This is a genomic window from Adlercreutzia equolifaciens DSM 19450 (assembly GCF_000478885.1).
In the GTDB taxonomy this organism is placed as follows: Bacteria; Actinomycetota; Coriobacteriia; order Coriobacteriales; family Eggerthellaceae; genus Adlercreutzia; species Adlercreutzia equolifaciens.
In genome coordinates this window covers 2,331,499-2,354,474 of record NC_022567.1, presented here as the reverse complement: position 1 = coordinate 2,354,474, position 22,976 = coordinate 2,331,499, and the positions used below count along the sequence as shown (strand labels likewise).

The following is a 22,976-nucleotide window of genomic DNA, read 5'->3' as shown; positions in this document are numbered from 1 at the left end:
TAGGCCCGTTAGTGTTCCAAATTTCGAGCATTAAGCCTTTTAATTACATTACCGTAATGGGCGCGTTAGGGGGCGGCAATGGGGGGCCGCCATACTTGTTCCGTAGATTGGGAAACCAGGAGAAGAAAGGCATCTGGCATGGACATTTTGACGGTCAGCCACTTGACGAAAATCTACGGAGAGGGCGAGGCGGCCACCCGCGCCCTGGACGACGTGTCCTTCAGCGTGGAAGAGGGCGAGTTCGTGGCCATCGTGGGCTCGTCGGGCTCGGGTAAGTCAACCTTGCTGCACCTCATCGGCGGTGTGGATCGGCCCACCTCGGGCCATGTGCTGCTGAACGGCGCCGACGTGTACGCGCGCTCCGATGAGGAGCTGGCGGTGTTCCGCCGCCGCGAGGTGGGGCTGGTGTACCAGTTCTACAACCTCGTGCCGGTGCTGAACGTAGTGGAGAACATGACGCTGCCCGTGGCCTTGGACGGCCGCACGGTGAACGCGGGCCGCTTGCAGGGCCTCGTGCAAAGGTTGGGGCTCGCCGGCCGCGAGGGGCATCTGCCCAGCCAGCTTTCCGGCGGCCAGCAGCAGCGCGTGGCCATCGGGCGCGCCCTCATGAACGCGCCGGCGGTAGTGCTCGCCGACGAGCCCACGGGCAACCTGGACACCCGCAACAGCTGTGAGATCATGCAGCTTCTGCGCGATTCCAACCGCGAGTTCGGCCAGACCATGATCGTCATCACCCACGACGAAGAGATCGCGCTGGCCGCCGATCGCATCATCGCCGTGGAGGACGGCCGCATCGTGCGCGACGAGAGGATCCGCCGATGAACGCCACGACGAACTTCACCGTAAAGAGCCTGCGCGCCAACAAGGTGCGCACGCTGGTGACCATAGCCGGCGTGGCCTTGGCCGCCGCCCTGCTCACGGCGGTGCTCACCACCTATGTGTCGCTGAACGACTATCTCTATCGTTCTGAGGCGCACCTGGCCGGCACGTGGATGGCTTGCGTGGAAGCCGATGGCAGCTCGGCGCTTGACGAGAAGATCGTCGACGCTCAAGCCGACCCGCAGGTGGCCGGCACGGCGATTATGCGCGATGTAGGCTTCGCCAAGTTGACCGCCGACCAGCAGAATACCCAGGGAACTTATCTGGCCATCCGCTCCATTGAAGGCGACGTGGGCGACATCTGCGGCATCGAACCCAGCGAGGGGCGCCTGCCCGAGAACGACCACGAGATCATGCTCTTCTCCACGTGGAACGACTACGGGGGCGTGAGCCTCGGCGATGCGGTCACCTTCGACGTGGGCCAGCGGGTGGCACGGCTCGCCCCGGGCGAGGAGGGATTCATGTCCGCGGGCACCATGACCGCCTCGTGGGGCGTGCAGGGGGAGGCCCACGAGAGCGAGATCACCGACGGCACGCCGCTCAACTCCTCCATGGGCGTGCTGGAGGCGGACATCGACGGCAGCATCTTCAACGAGGAGATCGCGAACACCGAAGAGCGCACCTACACTGTCGTGGGCTTTTACGATCGTCCGGGCTACGCCCTTTCCACGGCGGCAGGCATGGTGGGCGTGACCGCCGGGAGCGCTGCGCCCGACGCCTTTACCGACGTGTTCTTCACGCTGAACGACGTGGCCAACACCCAGCAGGTGGAAGAAGCCGCAGAGGCGCTGTTCCCCGACGAGCACGTTGTGCTGCACGTTGCCATGCTGCGCTACATGGGCATTTCCAGCGATTCCTCCATTTGGACGACGTTCTACGGCCTGGTTATGGTGCTGGCGGCGGTCATCGTGGTGGCGTGCGTGTCGCTCATCTTCAACGCCTTCAACATCTCGGTGGCCGAGCGCATCAAGCAGTTCGGGCTTCTGTCCTCGGTGGGCGCGTCGCGTCGTCAGCTGCGCCGGGCCGTGGTGCTGGAAGGGGCCATCGTGGCCGTCATCGGCATCCCCTGCGGGCTTCTCATCGGTCTTGCCGGGTGCGCTGCCACTTTCGCGGCGCTTGGGCCGGCCATCTCCCAGCTGGCCGGCTCGGGGGAAGTGGCTTTCCGCGTGGCCGTGAACGGCTGGGTGTTGGCGGCGGCCTCGGTACTCACGTTCGTCACGGTGCTCGTGTCCGTGTGGATTCCGGCGAAGCGAGCGAGCCGTACGAACATCATCGACTCGCTGCGGGCCGCCAGCGGTAGCCGCGTTTCCAAGCGTGGGGCGGCGCGGGCCGCGAAGTGCACGGGGGCCTCGTCGCTGTGGAAGACGCGCGGGGCGGCCGGGCGCGTGCTCGGCGTCGGCGGCATGCTGGCGCGCATCAACCGCAAGCGCGGCACGGGGAAGGGCCGGGCGGCCTCGGTGTCGCTGGCGTTGGCCATCGTGCTGCTCATGACCGCCGGCTCGCTGAATGTGTTCCTCGGCACCCTGACCGACGTTGTGACCGGCGGCGGCGAGATGGCCGGCGAGGTGGGCGTCATGGCCCAGCTCGATGTGGAGACGCCGCAGGACGTGGGTACGGCCGACGGGGACGCGCAAGCCGGCGATGGCGACGCGACGGGCGCCGACGCCGCTGCGACCCCCGATGCCGCTGCGACCCAGCCCGCCGCTCCCACGACGCCGGAGGCGGTGGCGACCGCGAACAACGAGTTGTTCGCCTCACAGGCCAAGGTGTTCGCCGGCGCCTTCCAAGACCTCTCCCAGGTGGCAGGCGCCCAGCCTGTGGGTTGGAAAATGGGGACGGGGCTGTACGCCATGCTGCCCGAGGCCATGGCAGGGGAGGCCCTCGTCGATCAGGAGAACGGCATGGGCGGCAAGATGGCCGACGGCCGCGTCGGCACCGTGGGGTCGGTAGCCTACCTCGACGACGCCGCCTTCGACGACTACGCGAAGAGCTTGGGGCTTGACCCCGCCGACTTTCGCGATCCGGCTCACCTGCGGGCCATCGCCCTGGCCCAGGGCTACGGCAACAATGGCAGCGTCTACCAGTTGCTCAACGTGCTGCGAGAGCCGGGCACTTTGGAGGCCCTTACGGCGGTGACCTATCACGGCGAGCCGGCGGCGGGCATCGGCGTCGGCGCAACATCCGGAGAGGGCAATGCTGAGGCCTTCGCCTTCCAGCCCTACCTTGAAGGCGATGACGACGGGGTCGAATGGTTTCCTCTGGAGGAGGCGGAGGTGCAGACGGTCTCCGTCGAGGTTGTTGCCCTGGCCGAGGAGGCGCCTGCCATCGCCAGTGCCCGTGGGGAGGGCCTGCAGCTCATCGTGCCCGAGTCCATGGCGGCTTACCAGGGTTTCGGCAGCACGTCCCCCATCTTCTATAGCTATTTCGACTCGGCCGATGGCGATCATGGCGCGCTTGCCGAGGAGCTGGCGACGGCCGGTAGCGCGTACTTCCACGACAAGAGCCCCTATGGGCTGGCGTTCTACTCCTTCAACGACTACATCGAGCAGCGCGATTCCAACCAGATGATTGCCACGGTGGTGAACGTGTTCTGCCTGCTGTTTGCCGTTATTCTGGCGCTCATCGCCATGGCCAACGTGTTCAACACGGTGACCAACAGCCTTATCCTGCGCCGCCGCGAGTTCGCCGTCATGAAGTCGGTGGGCCTTTCGAACCGGCAGTTCCGCGCCATGGTGGCCGAGGAATGCGTCGCCTGGTGCATCCGCGGCCTCGTGCCCGGCGTGCTGCTGTCGCTGCTCGTGTCCTTCCTGCTGTGGCAGGTGATCTCCGGCTCCATGACGGGGCTGCCCTTCACTCTGCCCTGGAACTACGTGGCCCTGGCCGCCGCCATGACCGTGGTCGCCGTGGGTGCATCGGTGGCCTACGGCATGCACCGCTGTCGCGCCGACAACGTGGTAGAGGCCCTACGCGCCGACGCTGTGTAGGAGGTGCTGCGACATCAAGCAAGGCGGGTGAGGGTGCGCTGCGTCCCCCACCCGCCCGAGTAAACTTGGTTTCTGCATCAAGGGGTGCCGAAATGATGCAGATAAGTTGACTACGATGCAGAAAACGTGGCCTAGTCCCCGTTTTCTGCCTTCGCTTTCGCCTTCGGGCTCAGGCCGCCTTTGCGGTAGCCGTAGCGGCCCGACAGGGCGATCATGAACGTGGCGGCCACCAGGCACGTGAGCCCGTCGCCCACCGTTACCGAGAGCCAGATGCCGTCGATGCCGAACAGCATCGGCAGTACGATGACGGCCGCCACCTGGAACACGAGCGTGCGCAGAAACGAGATGAGCGCCGAGACGAGCCCGTTGTTGAGCGCCGTGAAGAACGCCGAGGCGTACATGGCGAATCCCATGAACAGAAAGCACAGGGCGTACAGCTTGTAAGCGCTCACGGTGAGCTCCAGCAGGGCCGCATCGTAGCTCACGAAGATGGCCGAAAGCGGGGCGGCGAGCCACTGGCCGAGCAGGAACATGACGATGCTCGCCACGCCGATGATCCCGAGGCTCTTCCACAGAAGCGAGCGCATTTCAGTATGGTTCTGGGCGCCGTACTGGAAGCTCATGAGCGGGGAAGTACCCACGGAGTAGCCCATGAACACGGCCGAGAAGATCATCACGGTGTACATGATGACGCCGTAGGCCGCCACGCCGTCCTCGCCGATGAAGCGCAGAAGCTGCCAGTTGTATAGGATGCCCACGAGGCTCATGGCGATGTTGGTGACCATTTCCGACGAGCCGTTGGCGCAGGCCTTCCCGATGACGGGCCAGCGCAGATGCGGCCGCACGAAGTACAGGTGCGTCGAGCGCTTGCGGGCGAAGTAGACGAGCGGAATGCCGCCGCCGATGAGTTCACCGATGTTCGTGGCGAGCGCCGCACCGGGAAGCCCCCAGCCGAACACGCCGACGAACAGGAAGTCCAAAAGGATGTTCGCCACGCCGGCCGCCACAATGACCAGAAAGCCGTACTTGGGCTTGCCCGCCGTGACGAAGAAGCTCTGGAAGGCGTACTGCAAGATGAAGAACGGCAGCGAGATCATCATCATGCGGCCGTAAAGCGCGGCGTCGTGGTGCATCTGGCTTCCCGGCGTGGCGCCGAGCATGGTGGCCGTGGGCTCCATGAAGAACCAGCCGCCAAGGGAGAGCACCGAGCCCACGACGAAGGCGAAGATGATGAGCAGCGAGAAATGGCGCCGCGCTCGGGGCCGGTCGCCCTCGCCCAAGGTCTTGGCCACAAGGGCACTGCCCCCGGTGCCGATCATCATGCCCACGGAGGCCAAAATCATGACGGCGGGGAAGATCAGGTTCACGGCGGCGAGCGCCGTTTTGCCGGCGTAGTTCGACACGAAGAACCCGTCCACGATGGTGTAGCACGAGGTGAAGATCATCATGGCGATGGTGGGCAGCGTGAACCGTATGAGGGCGCTGGTGGAGAAATGTTTGGACATATCGACTGACATGGGGAAACCTTTCGGAGAAAAGAGGGCAGAACAAGCAAGGAAAGCGGGCGTCTCTAGTGGAAGGTGAGAGCCGAGAGGTTTTCGTTCAGCGCGTTGATGTAGCGCTTCATGGCGCTGGTAAGTTGGCGCTGCTCTTCATCGGTGAAGATTGCGACGGCTTCATGCTCGGCGGCCAGTACGGCTTGAATGCGGGCTTCGTACTGCTTTCTCCCGTAACCAGTCAGATAAACGCGTTGAGTGCGGGGCGTGTCTCCTCGCAGCTCGACTACGCCTTTGTCGACCATGCGCTTGATAGACGAGTGCACCGTTTGCTTCGAAGAGAATCCGAGCTCGCACAACTGCTTCTGCGTGAGCCCATCTTCGTTGACGAGCGCGTACACGATATCGAAGGCGCAATCAGGGAGTCCCATGCGCCACGCGGTTTGGCGATACAACTCGTCAGCTTGGCGGTAGAAATCATCGATGGCGCGGATTGTCTCCGCGATTTGGCTTTTCTCGTCGAGCGCGGTGTTTTCGTTGAGTGCGATCTTGTCGGCGTTCATGGGCTTTCTGTACCTCAAAATGCGATTGGTCTGATTTCGGACTAACGAGTTCGCTAGTATAGTCCGAAATCAGACCAAAGCAAGAGATTCACAAGGTTTCCAAGGCCTCTCGGTGGCGATTGCCGAGTTAGTGCGCAAAAAAGTGCGATCGTGCGAGTTTCAAGCTCGCACGATCGCACTTTTCTCTGCACGACGCCTCGAAAAAGGGGGCTAGGACTCGCACAATCGCACTTTTTTGCGCACGGAAGGCGCCTCGGGCTTCTGAGGCTAGAACTCGCGCTTCTCGTAGAGCTTGGCGGCGACGAGGGCGCTGGCCACGTAGATGAGGGCGACGACGGCTACCAGGGCGGCGGCGAGGAAGAGGTAGTTGTTGCCGGTGTCGAGCCACTGCACGAGGTCGGCGAGCACGCCGGTGGGCTGGATGCCAGCGTCGAAGAAGCCGATTCCCAAAGCGAGGGCGATCACCACGACCACGGGCACGAAACGGGTGGCGCGGGTCATGCCGAAGCGCATGATGAGCGGCAGCGTGACGGCCATGCCCAATGTGATGACGCCTACGGCTCCCACGACGCTCCCAACGAGGGCTGCTGGCGGATTTTCAGCCGGTGTCAGCCCCTCGGGCAGCACGCCGGCCGGCACGCAGGAGATCACGCCCAGAAGCAGGAACGACAGTGTCAGGGCGAAAACGATCGTGCCGATGGCGACGAGCGCGAGGCTCGCGTAGCGGCCGAACACCACCTGGCGGCGAGTGAGGGGCAGGGTGAGCCGGAAGCGCTCCCAGCCGTTCTGCTCGTCGGTGGCGGCAAGAGAAAACAGTAGCATGAACGGCGGCATGGCGGCAATGGCGGCGGCGCCTCCCACGAGTGTGCCCATGGCGTATCCCATGAACAGGGCGATGATGGCGCAGATGCCCAGCAGTTGCAGAATGGCGCTCCGCAGGACGGCGAAGTCGGAAACAATCATGGCTTTCATCGTGATTCTCCCTTCAAAGTGAGGGTCATGTAATCTTCAATGGTGGCCTTGTCCACGGGGATGTCGGGGAAGGCGCGGGCGAAGGCGAAGCGGTCGGGGGCGAGCACGTCGCAGCCGTAGTCGTGGCGCAGGATGCGGGCCTCGCCGGGGGCGAAGAAGCCGGCGTCCAGAATGGCGGTCACATCAGCGACGCGGCAGCGGGCCACGCCGGCCTCGTCGGTAATGGCATCCTTGGGGGCCGAAAATACAATGCTGCCGGCATCGACGCAGACGACCTCGTCGGCGATCTTCTCCAAGTCGGAGGTGATATGGGTGGACATGAGGATGCCGCGGTCGCCCTCGGCCATGAAGTCGCGCAGCAGGTCGAGCACCTCGTCGCGGGCGATGGGGTCGAGCCCGGCGGTGGCCTCGTCCAGCACGAGCAGCTCCGGGTTGTGCGAGAGCGCGAAGGCCAGCGTCAGCTTCATGCCCATGCCACGCGAGAGCTCGCTCACCTTCTTTTTTGGGGCCAGGTTGAAGCGGTCGCACAAGGCGGCGAACTGGGCGGCGTCCCATTCGCGGTAGGCTGCCCGCCCGATAGCGCCCACATCGCACACGCGGCAGGTGTCGGGAAAGGCGCAGGTGTCCAGCACGATGCCGATGCGGGACTTGATGGCGTCCAGCGCCGCGCTGCCGCAGGTAACGGACTGCCCGAACAGGCGCACGGTGCCTGCGTCTGCGGCGATGATGCCAAGGATCGCCTTAATGGTGGTGGTCTTGCCGGCGCCGTTCGATCCGATGAAGCCGACGACGCAGCCCGGTTCCACGGCCAGGCTCACGCCGGAAAGCTCGAAGTCATCGTAGCGCTTGCCCAGGTTGTCTATTTCCATGAGGTAAGACATGTTCGCTCCTCGTTCAGTTTTCTTCCAGCAGCACATCCAGCATGGCGTGCAGATCGGCGGCTTCTATGCCGACGTTTTCCGCTTCGGCCACGGCGCGGGCGAGGTGTCCCTCCACCTGGCGCAGCCGCTCTTCGCGCAGAAGCTCCAGGTTTCCTCCGGCGACGAAGGAACCCTTGCCCTGCACGGTGTCGATAAAGCCGGCCTCCTCCAGCTCCGCGTAGGCCCGTTTGGTGGTGATGACGCTGATGCGCAAATCGTTCGCCAGGGCGCGGATGGAGGGAAGGGGGTCGCCCTCGTTCACGTCGCCGGCCATGATGGCCGCCTTGATCTGGCGCGTGATCTGCTCGTAGATGGGCTCGCTGCTTCCGTTTGAAATAATGATGTCCAAGGTGCCTCTTTCGCAGACGGCGTATCGCGAGCCCCGGCAGCGCTCGTCCTTGGGACGATCGTCGAAGGTGCGGCGATGTGCCGTCCTGGTTTCGGCCCTCGCCGCCCCGGCGTCCCGGGTACGGCGAGGGCGTGAATAGTGTATATACCCTACATGCATAGTATATACACACCTATACACAGCCGTCAAGGCCGCCGGAAAAGATTTCCGTCGGTTGCGGTACAGATTTTTGAGTTGTTAGACATGAGAAGAGAGATGCAGAGCGCGACAGGAAGTTTAGTGTTTGGTTAGAATAATTGCGACCTGGTGTTTTACGACGAAGTGGTTTTACGGCATGATGAATCCTGACAGTGTTTTGCGGGCGCATGCCTAACAACTCGAAAATCTTGTCCTCGTGCGCGAGCTTTCTTGTCTGAATGAGGGAATTGCAGGCTCGGGATCGGCTCGGATCTGTCGGGAGATGGAAAGTGCGCTGCCTCGTCGCAATGGTTCGTTGAATCACTTCGCCTGCGCATTCCCGCATGCTTCCACCTTGACAAAGCGGTGCGCCCTCGCCAAAATAGGGGCACTGTTCCGCCGGAGCCTTTGGCAAGCGCCGGCACGAGAGAGGATTCGGTGCATGAAGAACTAACGATGCCCCTTTGGGCGCCCCTTATCGGTATGACTCTACGGCCATGCTCGCGGGTGCCGCATCGTTAGCTCTGTCTTTTCCTGCGCACCAGCGCATGGCCTCCTTGCGAGGAGGTTCTCATGCAACTATCACTTCAGCATCTTGCCTACGCCTATCCTTCGTGCGTCGATCCCGTGTTGCGCGACGTGTCGGCCACGCTGCCCTGGGGCTGGACGGGGCTGGTGGGCGACAGCGGATGCGGCAAATCGACCTTCGCGCGCATTGCATGCGGGCGGCTTACTCCCGATAGGGGCACGGTGGCGCCGCACCTGTTCAGCGTCTACTGCGAGCAGGACGCGAGTGCGGAACCGGACGCGCTCTATGATTTCGCGGCCGCCTACGACCGCGACGCCGTGGCCCTTCGCCGTGATTTGGGTGTGGAAGACGACTGGCCGTGGCGCTACGACACCTTGTCCTGCGGCCAGCAGAAGCGGCTGCAGGCAGCTTGCGCGCTCTGGCAGCGTCCCGATCTGCTTATTATGGACGAGCCCACCAACCACGTTGATGCCTCGACCCGTGAGGCAATCACGGCGGCTCTCGCGCGTTTCAAGGGCGTGGGCCTGCTGATCTCCCACGATCGTGCCCTGCTCGATGCCCTCTGCGTGCAGTGTCTGTTCATGGCAGAGGGTCGCCTGACGGCGCGGCCCGGCGGCTACAGCCAAGGGCGCGGTCAGGAGGAACTCGAACGGGGAACGGCCCTTCGTCAGCGCGAACGGGCGAGGCGTGAGAAAAAACGTCTCGCAGGGGAGGCCCAGCGCCGTCGGGAGGAGGCCTCGCGCGCGGCCGGCATGCGCAGCTGCCGCAACCTCGACCCGAAGGATCATAGCGGGAAAGAGCGCGTCAAGCTGGCCGTCTACACGGGAAAGGATGGCGTGGCCGGCAAGCTCAGCTCCCGTATGGAGAGCCGCCTCTCTTGTGCCGAGGAGACGCTGGCGCAGGTGAAGGTGGAAAAGCGCTATGACGGCGATTTGTGGATGCGCGCCGAGCCGAGCGCGCGCAAGGTTCTTTACCGCCAGCCGGAAATGACGCTAGCTCTGGGGGAGCGTCAGCTTCTCGTGCCTCCGCTTTCCATCGGGAACACCGATCACATCGCCCTGACCGGCCCCAACGGTGTCGGGAAGACCACGTTGGTGAGTGAGGTGGCACGGCGGATCGACCCGACCGCGCGGGTGCTCGTCATCCCGCAGGAGCCCACCGCCGAGCAGTGCCGCGACGCGCTTTCTCGATTGGCCTCCCTCGATTCGCGTAGTCGGGGGCGGGTGCTGGCGGTGGCCGCGGCGCTCAATTCCGATCCCGATCGCTTGGTGGAAGGCGAGCGAACGAGCCCGGGCGAGATGCGCAAGCTCATGCTCGGCCTCGGCATGCTCGACGAGCCGGAGCTGATCGTCATGGATGAACCTTCGAACTACCTGGACCTTCGGTCCGTCGAGGCCCTGGAGCGCCTTCTGGTCGCCTTTCCCGGCGCCTTGCTGCTCGTGTCCCACGACGCCGCTCTGCTTGAGGCGACGACGTCGGTGTGCTGGGAGATTTCCGAATCGTCTCCGGAGACGTCGGTCCTGACAATGGGCTGGCGGTAGGATGCGAGAGCCGCAGGAAGCCGCTTTGCCTTGCCGACTTTGCGCCGCCTTCCCGTTGACAGAGCGGGGTGTTTTCGCCATACTGAGCAGTGGGTTTGGGGACGATGATTTGTGGAAGGAACCACCATGACCGCAACGATTCGGCCCTCTTTGATCTTTGACATGGATATCGAGGAGCGACGCGGCTAGCCCTTAGAGGCGGCCGTATTTCGTTGTGCCAATTAACCCACAGAGGGAGGATATCCATGGACAACATTCTGGGACTTTTCGAGAAGCTTGAGAGCCAGTCGCTGGCCGTGCAGCCGAGCCGGTGCGTGGTGGTGCGCAATCGCAACGCTTCCTGCCGTCGCTGCGCCGAGGCGTGTCCTACGGGTGCCATCCGCGTGGAAGGTAACGATCTGGCCGTGGCCCCGGAGCACTGCGTCGGGTGCGGCACCTGCGCCACCGTGTGTCCTACGGCGGCGTTGGAGTCGAAGAAGCCCGACGACAAGGAGCTTTTGCGCGCGGCCGTGGCGGCCATGCAGGCCAACGACGGCGCGGCGGTCATCATGGATGCTGCTATGCAAGCGGCGGCCGAGGGCAAGTACGACCCGGCGAAGGTGGTCGTGGTGAAGAGCCTGGGTCGGGTGGACGAGAGCCTCATCGCCGTGCTCGCTGCGGGCGGGGCGACGTCTATTGCGCTGGTGGCCGGGCCTGTGGAAGGGTCGGTCGCGGATGCCGGCGCCGACGAAGAAGCGGCGCAGGAGAGCGGTGCCGAAGACGCTGGGGCTGCGGAGACTGCCGAGGCGGAGGGCGCTGCTCCCGACCGCACCGCCCAACTTGTGTGCGATACCGCCGCGCTTCTGCTGGAAACCTGGGGCAGCGACGTGTCGGTGAAGCTTGCGAGCAAGTTACCTCGTTCGGTGCGCCGAGTGGAGCCCGCGGAGTTCGACACGGGTCGCCGCGGGTTCTTCTCGTCGGTGCGCGACGAGGCGCGCGCCGCGGCCGCCATCACCGCCGAGCACGTGGTGCGCGAGAAGCTGGGTGCCGAAGAGCCGGAAGAGCCCAAGTTCGCAAAAGTGGCCGAGGACGGCACGCTGCCCCACTTCTTGCCTGAGCGCCGCGGGCGGCTGCTTCTGTCCCTCAGCAATTTGGGCAGGCCGGAAGATGTCATGATCGACACCCGCCTGTTCAGCCACGTCATCATCGATTCAGAGAAGTGCACCTCCTGCCAGATGTGCGCCACCTTCTGCCCCACCGAGGCCATCCGCAAGTTCGGCGACGCCGCCACCGCCGCCGAGACCGGCAGGCCCTTCGGCATCGACCACTACACGGGTCGCTGCGTGCAATGCCACTGCTGCGAGAACATCTGCCCGACGGGCGCGCTGACCCTCTCGACCAATGTGTTCGCCACGGACGTGACCAAGCGCGGCCGCTCGGAGCGCATTCCCATGAAGCCCCGCAAGCGCAAGGTGAACGACCCGAAGTCCATCGTGAACGCCATGAGCGACCTCCTCGGCGTCCCCAACGTCTACGAGAGGTAGAGAAGCAAAGAACCGAGTCGCTGGCCCGTTGATTCCGATTCGTGGGCGGTGATTGCTGCAAGCGGTGATCTGGCCAAAAGCGAATCAGCGCTCCCGAAGCGAAAGAGGCGTAACCGAAGCATCCCTTTAAGATCGTTTTATCGCCCGAGGAAAGGCCGAGGGCAAAGAAGGACGATTTGAAAGGGGATTGCGATGAAAAACGATGTTTCTCGAAGGAGCTTCCTCAAAGGAGCGGGATTGGCTGCGGCGGCTACGGCTGCTGTCGGCATCAGCGGTTGCGCACCGACTTCGCCGACGGAGGCGAAAGACGACGCTTTGGCCTCGACAGTCGGGGGCGGAGCATCGAAAACCATCGAGCTGAACGGCCAGACGCTGCCGGCCTCCATGGCCAAGCCCGATCCCGTTCCCGAGGACGAGATTGCCTCGACGATCGATTGTGACGTGCTGGTCATCGGCGCCGGCATCTCTGGTTGCCCCGCCGCGGCCATCGCGGCCGACAAGGGAGCGAAGGTGATCTGCGTCGAGAAGGGGTCGGCGCCCTGCGCCACGCGTCCGACTGGTATGTCGTGGTTCGGCACGAAGAAGCTCAAGGAGCTGGGCGTGCTGTGCACCGAGGAGGAGAAGGCCGTCATCGTCAAGGACATCTTCGGTGGAGCCAACGCCACATCGAAGCAGGATATCGTGAGGCTGTGGCTGGACGAATCCGGTGAGGCGGGCGACTACCTCACCGACATCATCGAGGCCTCTGGCATCCCCGTGCGCGTGGGCGGCTACTACGGCTACTACAAGCACTTCGACACCGTGGCTGAGAGCGCCGAGGACATGAAGAAGACGGGCGGCATCTACAGCGACTCCTATTGGAACATGTACGCCCTGCAGCACCAGGTGGGCGAGAATGAGGCGCCGGGCGTGTGCCTGTGGGGGCGCCCCGACCTCTCGGATGCCGATTGGCTCACGCCCGTCTACCAGCACGCCGTCGACGCCGGCGCCGAGTTTCTGTTCAACACCACGGCCGAGCAACTCGAGCGCGAGGAGGGCTGGGAGGACGACCCGGCCAAGCGCGTGACCGGTTGCATTGCCAAGGGACCCGACGGCTACGTGCGCATCAACGCGGCCAAGGGCGTCGTCCTCGCCACTGGCGGCTTCGACTGGGACGACGAGATGGTCGGCTACTACTATCCCATCGGGCTGCGCACCTGCCGCACCTGGCAGAAGTGGATGACCGGCGACGGCCACAAGATGGGCGTGTGGGTCGGCGCCAAGATGGAGGATCCGGGTCAGTACGTGTCCCATATGATGGGGACGGTGGCGCCGGCCGCCGTCATGCGCAGCGATGAGCGCATGATGCAGACCGAGTCCCAGGCCTTCATTACCCCGTGGGTGGAATGGGCCCTTCCTTCCAACGCCCTCGCCCCGGTGCTTTACGTGAACCAAAAGGGCGAGCGCTTCATGAACGAGGAGATCGGCTACTTCATGAGCGGCCCCACCATCGACAAGCAGCCGGAGGGCCTGTTCTGGGCCTTCTGGGACGGCGACTCCGAGACCAAGGTGAAGCCTCACAAGTTCGACCGACTCGTGGACGGCATCGATACCGACGAGCATTCGGAGATGATGGTGGAGGCGGGCCTTCTCATCAAGGCCGACACCATCGACGAGCTCGTCGAGAAGATGAACGCCCCCGAATGGGACAACGGCAAGTTCGACGGCGAGAAGTTCAAGGAGACGCTCGCCCGCTACAACGAGCTGTGCGCCGTCGGCTCCGACGACGACTTCTACAAGCCCGCGGAGTGGATGACCACCATCGACACGCCGCCGTTCTACGCCGCCGAGATGGGCTCCTCCTGGATGACGACGGTGGGCGGCCTGGAAATCGACACGGCGTTGCACGTGCTCGATGTGAACCGCCAGGCGATCCCCGGCCTGTACGCCGGCGGCAACCCGGCCGGCTGCTTCTACGGCAACATCTACGCGCCGCAGGTGCCCATGAGCCTCTCGGGCCATTCCACGACGCTCTCCTACGTGGCCGCGCGCAACTGCGTCGACGGCATCTAGCGCCTCGCCGCCCTGATCCTCCCTCCAGCGGCGAGCAAAAGAGCCCCGGTTCATTCAGAACCGCGGGCTCTTTCTGTCGGATCGAGCGCTCGCCCTGGAGAGTCCTCTCTGGTTACGACGGGTCGAAAGCCTCCCGGTATGTCTGCTCCAACTTGTCGAGAAAGGTGGACAACTCCTGCGAAGGCGCGCCGGCGGGATAGATGGCGGTGAGGGGCAGACGCAAACGCTCGTCCTCGATGGGAATGCGCAAACAGCTGGCGCTTTGCATGGCGGTGGAGAACACGGGAGCGCGTTGGACGAGCAGAACGGCCTCTTCGGGGTTCCAAGTAACGTACTCGTAGGCCGACGAAGCGGGTGCAAGCTTCGTCTTCACGTGGATGGCAGCGCGGGACAGCTGCGCCTCAAGGCTCGACCATGCCGTGGAAAAGCGCGGGCCGATGATGCGGATGATTGTTTGGGCGTCCAGGTCGTCCATGGTGAGGCGGTCGCGATCGGCAAGGGGATGGTCGCGCTGCACGATGGCGTCCATGGGGATGCGGAACACCTCACGGCTCTGCAGCCCGATGTCGTCGGGCAGCTCCCCGACGGCATCGGGCGTAGTGAAAATAAGAGCGCAATTGGCCTCGCCGCGACGGAGGATATCGACTTGATCCGATAGGGACACCGACTCGCAGGGAAGAAAGGTCGGCATCTTCGCCATGCCCTCTTCCTGACACAGCTCAAGCACCCGTGAAACCAAGGGGAAGTCGATAGGGCTGTCCAGCACGCCGCTGATGGAGAGCGCGGGCGCGTCGTCGCTTTGGGAGAAAAGATTCATAAGGGCCGCATGGGCGCTCATGAGCTCGTTGGCTTGCTCGAGGAAAACCGCGCCCTTCGCGGTGAGCCGCACGGAGGTGCGGTCGCGCTCAAGCAGGCGTACGCCGTGGTAGCGCTCAAGCTCCGCGATGTGCTTGCTGAGCGCCGATTGGGAGACGTGCAGCTGCTCGGCTGCATTGTGGTAGTTGAGTTCGCCTGCCAGCGTGATGAACTCGTTGTAATACTCGATATGAATAGCGATGCCCCCTCGTTCCTTTACATGTCTTGCCGATTATAACGCCAGGAGGCGTCGGGCCGGTCTTTCGACTTTATTGCGCCGCGCCTTGTTGATTCTATTTGGGAATTACCGTTGCTTCTGCGGAATCAGTGGGCAACGCGGAATCAGTATTCCGAATGCGCCGATCTGACACCTCCGTTTGCTTCCCATACTGGCGTTGTGCCCCTTGAGGACAGGGGAAGAAAAGAGAAAGATAGGAGGAGGCAATCATGAAGACAAGAGCACTCTCACGTCGTACGTTCATGAAGCTTTCAGCTGCCACCGCTATCGCGACCGGGCTTTCGGCGGGGACGGCGGTTGCCTTTGCTGAGGCGGACGCGGGCACCCAAGGTAGCGACATCAAGCGCATCCGCACCTGCTGTCGCGGCTGTGGCAAGATGGAGTGTGGCGTGTGGGTCACCGTGGAGAACGGCCGCGCCGTGAAAGTGGAGGGCGACACCAGCTGCTTCACTTCAGGCGGCAACTGCTGCGCTAAGTCGCAATCGTCTATCCAAGCGGCTTATCATCCCGACCGCGTGCTGTACCCCTTGAAGCGCACCAACCCCAAGGACGCCGACGATCCGGGCTGGGTACGCATCAGCTGGGACGAGGCCTACGCTACCATGGCCGAGAAGTACGGCGAGATCATGGACAAGTTCGGCGGCGAGGCCATCATGATGATGTCGGGCACGAGCCGCTGCTGGTGCATGGGCGCCTACGGCGTGTTCCCGCTTCTGTTCCGCAGCCCCAATCGCGTGACGCCTTATCAGGTGTGCAAGGGGCCGCGTCATTTCGCCACGCTCATGAACTCGGCTTATGCTTTCAGCTGGCAGGCCACGGTGGATCAGCCGGAGGTCATGGTGCGCTGGGGCGGCTCCACCGAGATGTCGAACTACGACGACTCCTGCCGTCAGACGGTGGACATGGCCATGTACGCCGACAAGTTCATCACGGTGGATCCGCGCCTGACGAACCTCGGCAAGGAGTCGGATATCTGGCAGCCGCTTTATCCCCAGACCGATGGCGCGCTGGCCCTTTCTTGGATGCACGTCATCATCGAGAAGGATCTATGGGACCATCAGTTCGTGCAGAAATGGACCGACGCGCCCTTCCTCGTGGTAGAGGACATGGAACCCACCCCGGGGCCTTTCGGCGCCAAGTTCCAGGCCGGCGTGTTCCAGACGCAGACACGGCTTTTGAAGGAGTCCGATCTTGTGGCCGACGGCAGTCCGCTCAAGATGATGTGTTGGGATAAGATCGGCAACCGGCTCACGTACTTCGATACCGAGACCATGCTTTGGGAAGGCGAGACGTGGTCTGCGGAGGCGGGACTCGTGCGTGGCAAGGAGGCCCAGCAGAAGCACTTGTTCCCTGGTGTGGCCCAAGGTTGGGTGCCCGACCAGACGGGATTCACCCAGGCCGATGGGTTCGCGGCGGAGATAGACCCCGCCCTTGAAGGCTCCTACGAAGTCACGCTTGCCGACGGCTCGACGCATGCCGTGCGTCCGGTATGGGAGCATTTCAAGGAGCGCTGCGCCCAGTACGCACCCGACAAGGCGGCGGCCATCACTCACATTCCCGCCGAGCAGATCGAAGAGGCGGCCACGACCTATGCCACGCGTCTGCGTCCCGAGACGGGCTACGGCAACGGCGGCATTGGCTACATGCTCGCCATCGAGCATGGATGCAACGCCATACAGAACTCTCGCGCGCTGGATTGCCTTGTGGGCATCACGGGCAACTGGGATACCCCGGCGGGCAACCGCGGAGGCACTACGAGCTTCCTCACGGCGCCCCAGGTGAACTTCGCCGGAAACATCAACATGGGCGGTACCGAGCCTTTGGACGAGGCCACGCTGGCGAAGCTGGCCGGCATCGACAAGTTCCCCGTGCTGAACTGGTGGCAGTACTGGGCCGATGCCAATGCCACCTACGAGCAGATGCAGACCCACGACCCGTATCCCATTGTGGCCGGCATCGCCCAGTCCGGCGACTTCATGAACATGGCGAATTCGCTGTACAACTGGGAATCGTTCAAGGGCCTCGATTTCTTCGTCTGCATCGACTTCTGGCACACGCCCCTTTCCGATCGTGCCGACTTGCTTCTGCCCTGCGCCCACTGGCTCGAGATCAACGCCACGCGTCCCTCCCAGGGCTCATCCGGCGGCATGGGCTACAACGTCCAGTGCGTCGAGCGCCCCGGCGAGGTGGAGTACGACCTGAACTTCGACATCAATCTTTACAAGGCGATGGGCGTGCCGTTCTCGGCCGATCCGGACAACCCGTGGCCCACGGAAGAGGAGTACTGCGACTGGTACGTGCAGGCTTCCGGCAAGACCTGGAAGGAGCTTACCGACGACTTCCAGGCCAACGGCTGGGCCGATTGCAAGACCATGGATCCGGCCTACGGGGGCACCTGGGGCTTCTACCGCCGCTACCAGCTGGGCATGTTGCGTCCCGATATGAAGCCGGGCATGCAAACGCCCACGGGCAAGATGGAGCTGTGGAACACCACCATGGAGACTTTCTTCCCCGAGAATCCCGACGATATCCTGCCGAACTACGCCGAGGCGCCCCTGTCGCGCACCGAGCGTCCCGAGCTTGAGGAGGAGTACCCGCTCATCTGCAACACCGGGCGCCGCATTCCCGTGTACTTCCATTCCGAGCATCGCCAGCTGCCGTGGTGCCGTGAGCAGTGGCCCGTGCCGCGCATGGAGATTCACCCCAGCGATGCGGAGAAGTACGGGATCGAGCAGGGCGACTGGGTGTGGATCGAGAACGAGAACGGCAAGATTCGCCAGGTGGCCGACATTTATGCGGGCATCGAGCCGGGCGTTATCAACTGCGAGCATCAATGGTGGTACCCCGAGTTGAACCAATCGGGCCACGGCTTTGAGTTGTCCGGCGTGAACTGCCTGGTGAGTCGCGATCTGCGCGACCGGCACTCGGCCACATCCTATCTGCGCGCCTATCCGGTGAAGATCTACAAGGCCACGGCCGAGAACTCGCCCTTCGGAAATCCGTGTCCCTGCGGCAACGATGGCACCGAGATCATCCACGACGCCACCGATCCGCGCCTGAAGGAATGGGCGAAATTGAATTTCGAGGGGGAGGAGTAAGCCATGACCCAGTATGCGATCCTCACCGACCTTAACCGCTGTGTGGGCTGCCTCGGTTGCAGCGTGGCGTGCAAAGTCGTCAACGGTGTGGAAATCGGTTCCTTCTGGAACAAAGTGCTGCGCATCGGGCCGTTTCCCGATAGCGAGGGAGCCCAGTTTCCGGATGTGTACACGTACTTTCTGCCGGTAACCTGCCAGCATTGCGAGAACCCCGCCTGTGTGAAAGTGTGCCCGACGGGCGCCTCCCAGAAACTGGCGGACGGCACGGTGCAGATTGACAAGGAGAAGTGCATCGGGTGTCAGTTCTGCGCCATGGCCTGCCCCTACGGCGTGCGCTACCTGAATGAGACCGAGCGCGTGGTAGAGAAGTGTACGCTTTGCGAGCAGAAAATCGCCCAAGGCGAGCTGCCCCAGTGCGTGGCCCAGTGCGGCGCCCGCGCCCGTTATTTCGGTGATCTTGAGCAGGGTCTCGACAGCTTCGTCGGGGCGGGCAAGGTGTCCATCGCCGGGGATGCTGGCTACGATGCGGTGCTCTCGGAGTTCTGCACCTACGGCGATATCGCCAAGCCCTACACCGACTCCGATGTGCATCACTTGCCCAACGTGGGCAACGATCCCAGCTTCCTGTACATCCTGCGCAACCACGAATGGAAAGGTGAAGAATAATGGAATTGCAATGGCCCCTTATCTTGTTCACCACCTTTGTGGCCTGGTCGGCCGGTCTGTTCGGTGCTCAGGGGTTGGCGGTGCTGTCCGGCGAGGGCAAGCGCGCCCAACTGCCGGCGCTCATCGGCTCAGTCGTGCTTCTGGCCATCGGCGGCGTCGCGGTGTTCTTCCACCTGGAGCACTGGGAGCGCATCTTCAACGGCTTCGGCAACCCGACTTCCGGTATCACCCAGGAACTCGTGTGTATTGTGGTCATGGCCGTGCTCATGGTCGTCCTTTTCGTGATGCTGCGGAAGTCGGAGGGAGCGGCCGATGCGGTCGCCGCGCCGAAATGGCTTGCTGCGCTGATGGTCATAGCGTCTGCGGTGACGGTGCTCGTCACCGGGCATTCCTACATGATGGAGGCGCGTCCCGCGTGGGACACGGTGCTCGGCCCCCTGTCGCTGCTCGGAGTCGCCTGCGCTCTCGGGCCGGCCACGTTCGCGGTCATCGAGACGGTGCGCGACGAGGCCGTCGGTCGGGGCATTGCACTTGGCGCGGTGGTCGGCGCTGCGGCCAACGCGGTGCTGTCGGTGGCCTATCTGCTGGTCATGGAAGGATCGACGGAAGCCTACACCGAGGTCGGAACCTATTTTGACCCCACGCACCCTACGGCGGGCATGGTGGACATGGCGGCGCTCTCGCCCTTTGCCGGAGAGTCTGCGGCCATGGCGGTCGTGGCGGCGATATGCGCCATCGCTCCTATCGTAACAGCCGTTCTGGGCAAAAGATCCGGAAACTGGAAGCTGTGGGGCGCCGTGACGGTGGCGTTGGCCGTCGTCGGCGCTGTGGCCCTGCGCATGGCCTTCTACTCCGTGGGCGCCTCCGTGTGCTTGTTCTACTAGCCCGACGAGTCCGGCGCCCTTCCCTCCGGGCGCCGGACGCCCCTTCCCCGAGAGCCCTCGCCGGGCCCGGTTCGCTTCCCCAAACCCCCTTGCAAACAGCGAACCGGCCCCCGGCGGGGGCTCTTTTGCGTTCGCGGCGCGGGCCCACGGGGGATCGGGCCGGCGCTTAGCGCCGATGGCGTTCGTCGCGGCCGCTTGGAAGGAGTTCCGTTCCCATCGCGGTGACAAAAGCTGGGCCTCTCGTGCACGTTTCTCGACTTATACAGACATTCGAGGGCGCGGAGCATGCTGGCATGGAGGGAAAGGCGTTCTGTGGCTAACGCCTGACCAGGGGAAATACGACAAGGAATGGACGGCTGCGTTCGGGGCTCTGGTTTTCCCGATTGGAAATGTCTGTATAAGTCCAAAAACCTGCACGAGGAGGCCCTTTTCTGTCACGGAGCCGCGTTTGGGGGGGTTTGAGCTGAAGCAAAGCGTTCAAATACTGAGAGATCGACGGTGATCCACGAAATTGTTTGCAGCGATCGACAGGCCTCGATAAAAGCGACGAGCCAGCTCCCACGCCACCGCGGGTACACCGGCTCGACTTCCAACCATCCGCGCAGGATGGCGTCGTTGTTAGATAAACTGTAGCACAATTTGGTTCTCTAGAATCTTGCGTCATCCCATTCTGTAAGAAAAACACGACGAGCAAATGAGGAATGAGCTAACAAGGGGATGAGAGGGGCAATAAAAGCCCCCGGAGGGGGAGGTTCGCGCTCCCCAGATCCCTTGCAGCGCGAGCCTCCCCTGACGGGGGCTTTCTTGACGGGTGCCGGCCTCGGCGGGCGAATGAATGCCGAGGCCGACGTATGCGGCGAGGGCGGCCGTCCCGACGCGAGGGGTGCGTGAGGGGGAGGGCGGGGCGGCCGTGTCGCCTTTTCCGAGTGGTCTAGGACGAGGGTGCTGTGGCTGCGGCTTTGGCGACTTCGACGGTGCGGCTTTCTGCGCTAGGGTCGATGTCGGCCAGGTAGATGCTCGGCGTGGTGACGGCGATGCGCTCGCCGCGGCGAAGCTTCACGCGGCCGATTTCCAGCTTCAGGGTCTCGGCCTCTACGAGTCCGATGGAAGTGAACCAGCTGGCCGCCAGGCGCTGTGTCGCTTTGCCTGCGGCGGCGTAGAGGCGTCGCGTGTCGGTAGCACGGACGAGCTTCTGCTTGTCCGGGGTGGTTACGGTGGCGTCGAAGAAGTCGCGCGTGGGGAAGAAGCCGTTTGTGAAGCCGGCGAGCACCAGCATGGCGGGCGCGCGGCCTGTCAGGTGCGCGCTGTCGCCGACAAGCACGCAGCCTTCGGCGGCTTCGAAGGCGGGGGCGCTCATACGGTTTCGGGCTCGAGCGATCAGGGTTTGGGCGTCGCTCGGCGCAGCGGTATCCGTTTCGGAAGAGGTTGGCGCGACGGCGATTGACGGTGCGGGCACGGGCGCGTTCGCATCGGAAGAGGTGCCGGAAGTGGATACAACAGGCTCGGGCTCGGGAGCGGTGAGGGCGCGGACAAGCTGCATCGCGTGCTCGCCGTTTTCGCCGGTCAAGTTAAGGGCGGAGGCGAGGGCGCCGATCAGCTCGTCGCCTTCCAAACCCTGGGCTTGCTCGATGAGGGTGCGGCCCGTGCGGTAGGCGTCCAGGACGCGGCCGATGCCGGTGCCCGGGAATCCCTCTTCGGGCGCGGCGGCTGCCACTTCGTCGAGCATCGCGACGAGATCCTTGCCCTGCTCGTCGGCCTCGGCGCGCATATCGGCGAATACCGCGCTGTTGGCCAGGTAGTCGCCGAAGCCGCACCAGGCGCGCCACGCCAGGGCGTCATGCGCGTTGGCGACCAGTGCGAGGGCCGTCAGCAGGCGTGCGGCGGCGCAGCGGTCAAGGTCGCGGTAGTCGCCCGCGGCCACGCGCCCCCGGACGGGCGTCGCCGTCGCAATGCCGCGGGCCTCAAGCGCGCGGGCAACGCGGCGCTCCCAAGCGGGATGGAAAGCGAGCACGTAAATCGAGGAGGGGTCGGCTCCCGCCTCCAGGGCGGTCTGCACGGCGTCGGCCACGGAGGCCATTTCTGCGGCAGGGTCGGTGGCTTTCAGAGCCGTGAACGAGGCGGCGATTGCTGCGCGGTCGGGAACGGTCGGCGTGGCCGTCGTGCCCGACGTCGCGGATGAAGCACTTTGGGAGGGCGAGGGGGCGTCGCTTTCCGCCTCCGCATCGCCCAAGGGTGCCGCGCCCGCATCCAGCGATGCGCGCAGGCGGCTTGCGGCTCGCGCAGCCGCAGCGCAGGCGTAGCTCTCGTTCAGCACGATGCGTTTGCAACCCTCGTTGGCCTGGGTGAATTCGCCGATGCCCTCACCGTAGGGGTAGCTGTCGAAGACCTCTACCACGGCAGCGGGATCAGCAGCCACAATGACGGAATCGCGGGCGAGCAGATTCGCTAAATGCTGGGAGGCGCGGGAGTGCATCTGGTAGTCGTCTACGAGCACGTGGGCTCGCTGTACGCTGGCCAGCACTTCGGGGCATGCGAGCAAAAAGCGCACGGCCATCGCCGACGCTTCCGGTTCCAGGATGCCGCCGGTGAAGCGTAGCACGTCCTTCAGAAGCGCGTGGGTATCGGCCTCCTCACCGGGAATGAGCCAACGGTCATTATCGTCGGCGCCGCCGGCCAGTTCCGTCCAGTTGCGGTAGAAGAACTTGAGCATCTCGCGCAGGCGCCGCTGCTTCAGGCCGCTTGTTTTCATGTCCTCCATGATGAAGCCGAGCTCTACCGGCGTGACGAGGCGCCCGGCGCGCCCGCTGAAGGCGCGGCCCTCCTCGCTGGCGAGCAGCCCTAAGGCCACCTCGCGGGCGCAAGTGACCTCAATCGCGCTTCCGCGCTCGCCGGCGGCCTCGGTCAGGCGTGCGGCCAAGACGCGGGCCGCATCCGGCGTGGCGGCCAGTACCATTATGTCCTTCGGCACCGCGCCATCTTCCAAAAGCGTCGCCGCGCGCGCGATGAGCGCGGTGGTCTTCCCGCAGCCGACGCCGCCTTCAACAAGTACGGCGGTCGGGGTGGGGGCAAGTTCCAACGTCATAGCATTCCTCTCTTCCGCAAAGGGCTCGTTCAACGTGTCTTTCCCCGTCAGCCGGCCCCGGGCGGCAGGCTGACGGGGAAAGACCGCGCAGGGCGATCTTTCCTGGGCGCGGCGTCGCGGAAACGCGCGCCCCGCTCGCGTCGCAGGAGGGGTGACGACGCGAGCGGG

At 64.0% G+C, this 22,976-nt stretch carries 15 protein-coding genes and 1 pseudogene; 8 read left to right on the top strand and 8 right to left on the bottom strand.

Going from position 1 to position 22,976, the window contains the following annotated elements:
• Nucleotides 1-138: 138 nt before the first annotated feature.
• Both AEQU_RS09465 and AEQU_RS09460 read left to right on the top strand, forming a co-directional pair.
• A complete protein-coding gene (locus AEQU_RS09465) occupies nucleotides 139-822 on the top strand; it encodes an ABC transporter ATP-binding protein (RefSeq protein ID WP_022740744.1) in 684 nt (227 codons plus the stop codon).
• Nucleotides 819-3,863: an ABC transporter permease gene (locus AEQU_RS09460; RefSeq protein ID WP_022740742.1), complete on the top strand. Its 3,045-nt coding sequence runs from the start codon at nucleotides 819-821 to the stop codon at nucleotides 3,861-3,863. The genes AEQU_RS09465 and AEQU_RS09460 overlap by 4 nt, the downstream gene beginning before the upstream one ends.
• Nucleotides 3,864-3,994: 131 nt before the next feature.
• On the opposite strand, the gene AEQU_RS09455 is transcribed toward AEQU_RS09460, so the two are convergent.
• The 5 genes from AEQU_RS09455 to AEQU_RS09435 form a co-directional block, all read right to left on the bottom strand.
• Nucleotides 3,995-5,380, bottom strand: coding sequence for an MATE family efflux transporter (locus AEQU_RS09455; protein ID WP_022740741.1), 1,386 nt, complete (start codon nucleotides 5,378-5,380; stop codon nucleotides 3,995-3,997).
• 53 nt (nucleotides 5,381-5,433) lie between these two features.
• Complete coding sequence (locus AEQU_RS09450) at nucleotides 5,434-5,922, bottom strand: MarR family winged helix-turn-helix transcriptional regulator (protein ID WP_022740739.1); 489 nt, start codon at nucleotides 5,920-5,922, stop codon at nucleotides 5,434-5,436.
• Nucleotides 5,923-6,189: 267 nt separating this feature from the next.
• The gene (locus AEQU_RS09445; RefSeq protein WP_022740737.1) at nucleotides 6,190-6,894 is read right to left on the bottom strand and encodes an ABC-2 transporter permease; all 705 of its coding nucleotides are present in this window, start codon (nucleotides 6,892-6,894) and stop codon (nucleotides 6,190-6,192) included.
• Nucleotides 6,891-7,775, bottom strand: a complete 885-nt coding sequence (locus AEQU_RS09440; RefSeq protein ID WP_022740735.1) for an ABC transporter ATP-binding protein — start codon at nucleotides 7,773-7,775, stop codon at nucleotides 6,891-6,893. The genes AEQU_RS09445 and AEQU_RS09440 overlap by 4 nt, the downstream gene beginning before the upstream one ends.
• Nucleotides 7,776-7,788: 13 nt before the next feature.
• Entirely contained in the window at nucleotides 7,789-8,163 is a 375-nt protein-coding gene (locus AEQU_RS09435; protein WP_022740732.1) for a GntR family transcriptional regulator, read from the bottom strand.
• Between the two features lie 750 nt (nucleotides 8,164-8,913).
• Between AEQU_RS09435 and AEQU_RS09430 the strand changes: the two genes are divergently transcribed.
• From AEQU_RS09430 to AEQU_RS09420, 3 genes are all read left to right on the top strand, one after another.
• Nucleotides 8,914-10,410 carry an ATP-binding cassette domain-containing protein gene (locus AEQU_RS09430; RefSeq protein ID WP_022740729.1) on the top strand — a complete coding sequence of 499 codons (1,497 nt, stop codon included), beginning with the start codon at nucleotides 8,914-8,916 and terminating at the stop codon, nucleotides 10,408-10,410.
• Between the two features lie 245 nt (nucleotides 10,411-10,655).
• On the top strand, nucleotides 10,656-11,933 hold the full coding sequence (locus AEQU_RS09425) for a 4Fe-4S binding protein (RefSeq protein ID WP_022740728.1): 1,278 nt from the start codon (nucleotides 10,656-10,658) through the stop codon (nucleotides 11,931-11,933).
• Nucleotides 11,934-12,125: 192 nt separating this feature from the next.
• Nucleotides 12,126-13,985: an FAD-dependent oxidoreductase gene (locus tag AEQU_RS09420; protein WP_022740725.1), complete on the top strand. Its 1,860-nt coding sequence runs from the start codon at nucleotides 12,126-12,128 to the stop codon at nucleotides 13,983-13,985.
• A 112-nt stretch (nucleotides 13,986-14,097) separates the two neighbouring features.
• On the opposite strand, the gene AEQU_RS09415 is transcribed toward AEQU_RS09420, so the two are convergent.
• Nucleotides 14,098-14,823 carry a LysR substrate-binding domain-containing protein gene (locus AEQU_RS09415; RefSeq protein WP_041714680.1) on the bottom strand — a complete coding sequence of 242 codons (726 nt, stop codon included), beginning with the start codon at nucleotides 14,821-14,823 and terminating at the stop codon, nucleotides 14,098-14,100.
• A gap of 90 nt (nucleotides 14,824-14,913) precedes the next feature.
• Nucleotides 14,914-14,964: pseudogene (locus AEQU_RS13150) on the bottom strand (hypothetical protein); the annotation flags it as partial.
• A 323-nt stretch (nucleotides 14,965-15,287) separates the two neighbouring features.
• On the opposite strand from AEQU_RS13150, the gene AEQU_RS09405 reads away from it, so the two are divergent.
• The 3 genes from AEQU_RS09405 to AEQU_RS09395 are packed head-to-tail and all read left to right on the top strand — an operon-like array spanning nucleotide 15,288 to nucleotide 19,726.
• Entirely contained in the window at nucleotides 15,288-18,176 is a 2,889-nt protein-coding gene (locus AEQU_RS09405; protein ID WP_022740717.1) for a molybdopterin-containing oxidoreductase family protein, read from the top strand.
• 3 nt (nucleotides 18,177-18,179) lie between these two features.
• Nucleotides 18,180-18,842, top strand: a complete 663-nt coding sequence (locus tag AEQU_RS09400; protein WP_022740714.1) for a 4Fe-4S dicluster domain-containing protein — start codon at nucleotides 18,180-18,182, stop codon at nucleotides 18,840-18,842.
• Nucleotides 18,842-19,726, top strand: a complete 885-nt coding sequence (locus tag AEQU_RS09395; RefSeq protein ID WP_022740712.1) for a dimethyl sulfoxide reductase anchor subunit family protein — start codon at nucleotides 18,842-18,844, stop codon at nucleotides 19,724-19,726. Before AEQU_RS09400 ends, AEQU_RS09395 begins: the two co-directional genes overlap by 1 nt.
• 931 nt (nucleotides 19,727-20,657) lie before the next feature.
• Here the strand turns inward: AEQU_RS09395 and AEQU_RS11955 are convergent.
• Complete coding sequence (locus AEQU_RS11955; RefSeq protein WP_022740710.1) at nucleotides 20,658-22,808, bottom strand: UvrD-helicase domain-containing protein; 2,151 nt, start codon at nucleotides 22,806-22,808, stop codon at nucleotides 20,658-20,660.
• Nucleotides 22,809-22,976: the final 168 nt, after the last annotated feature.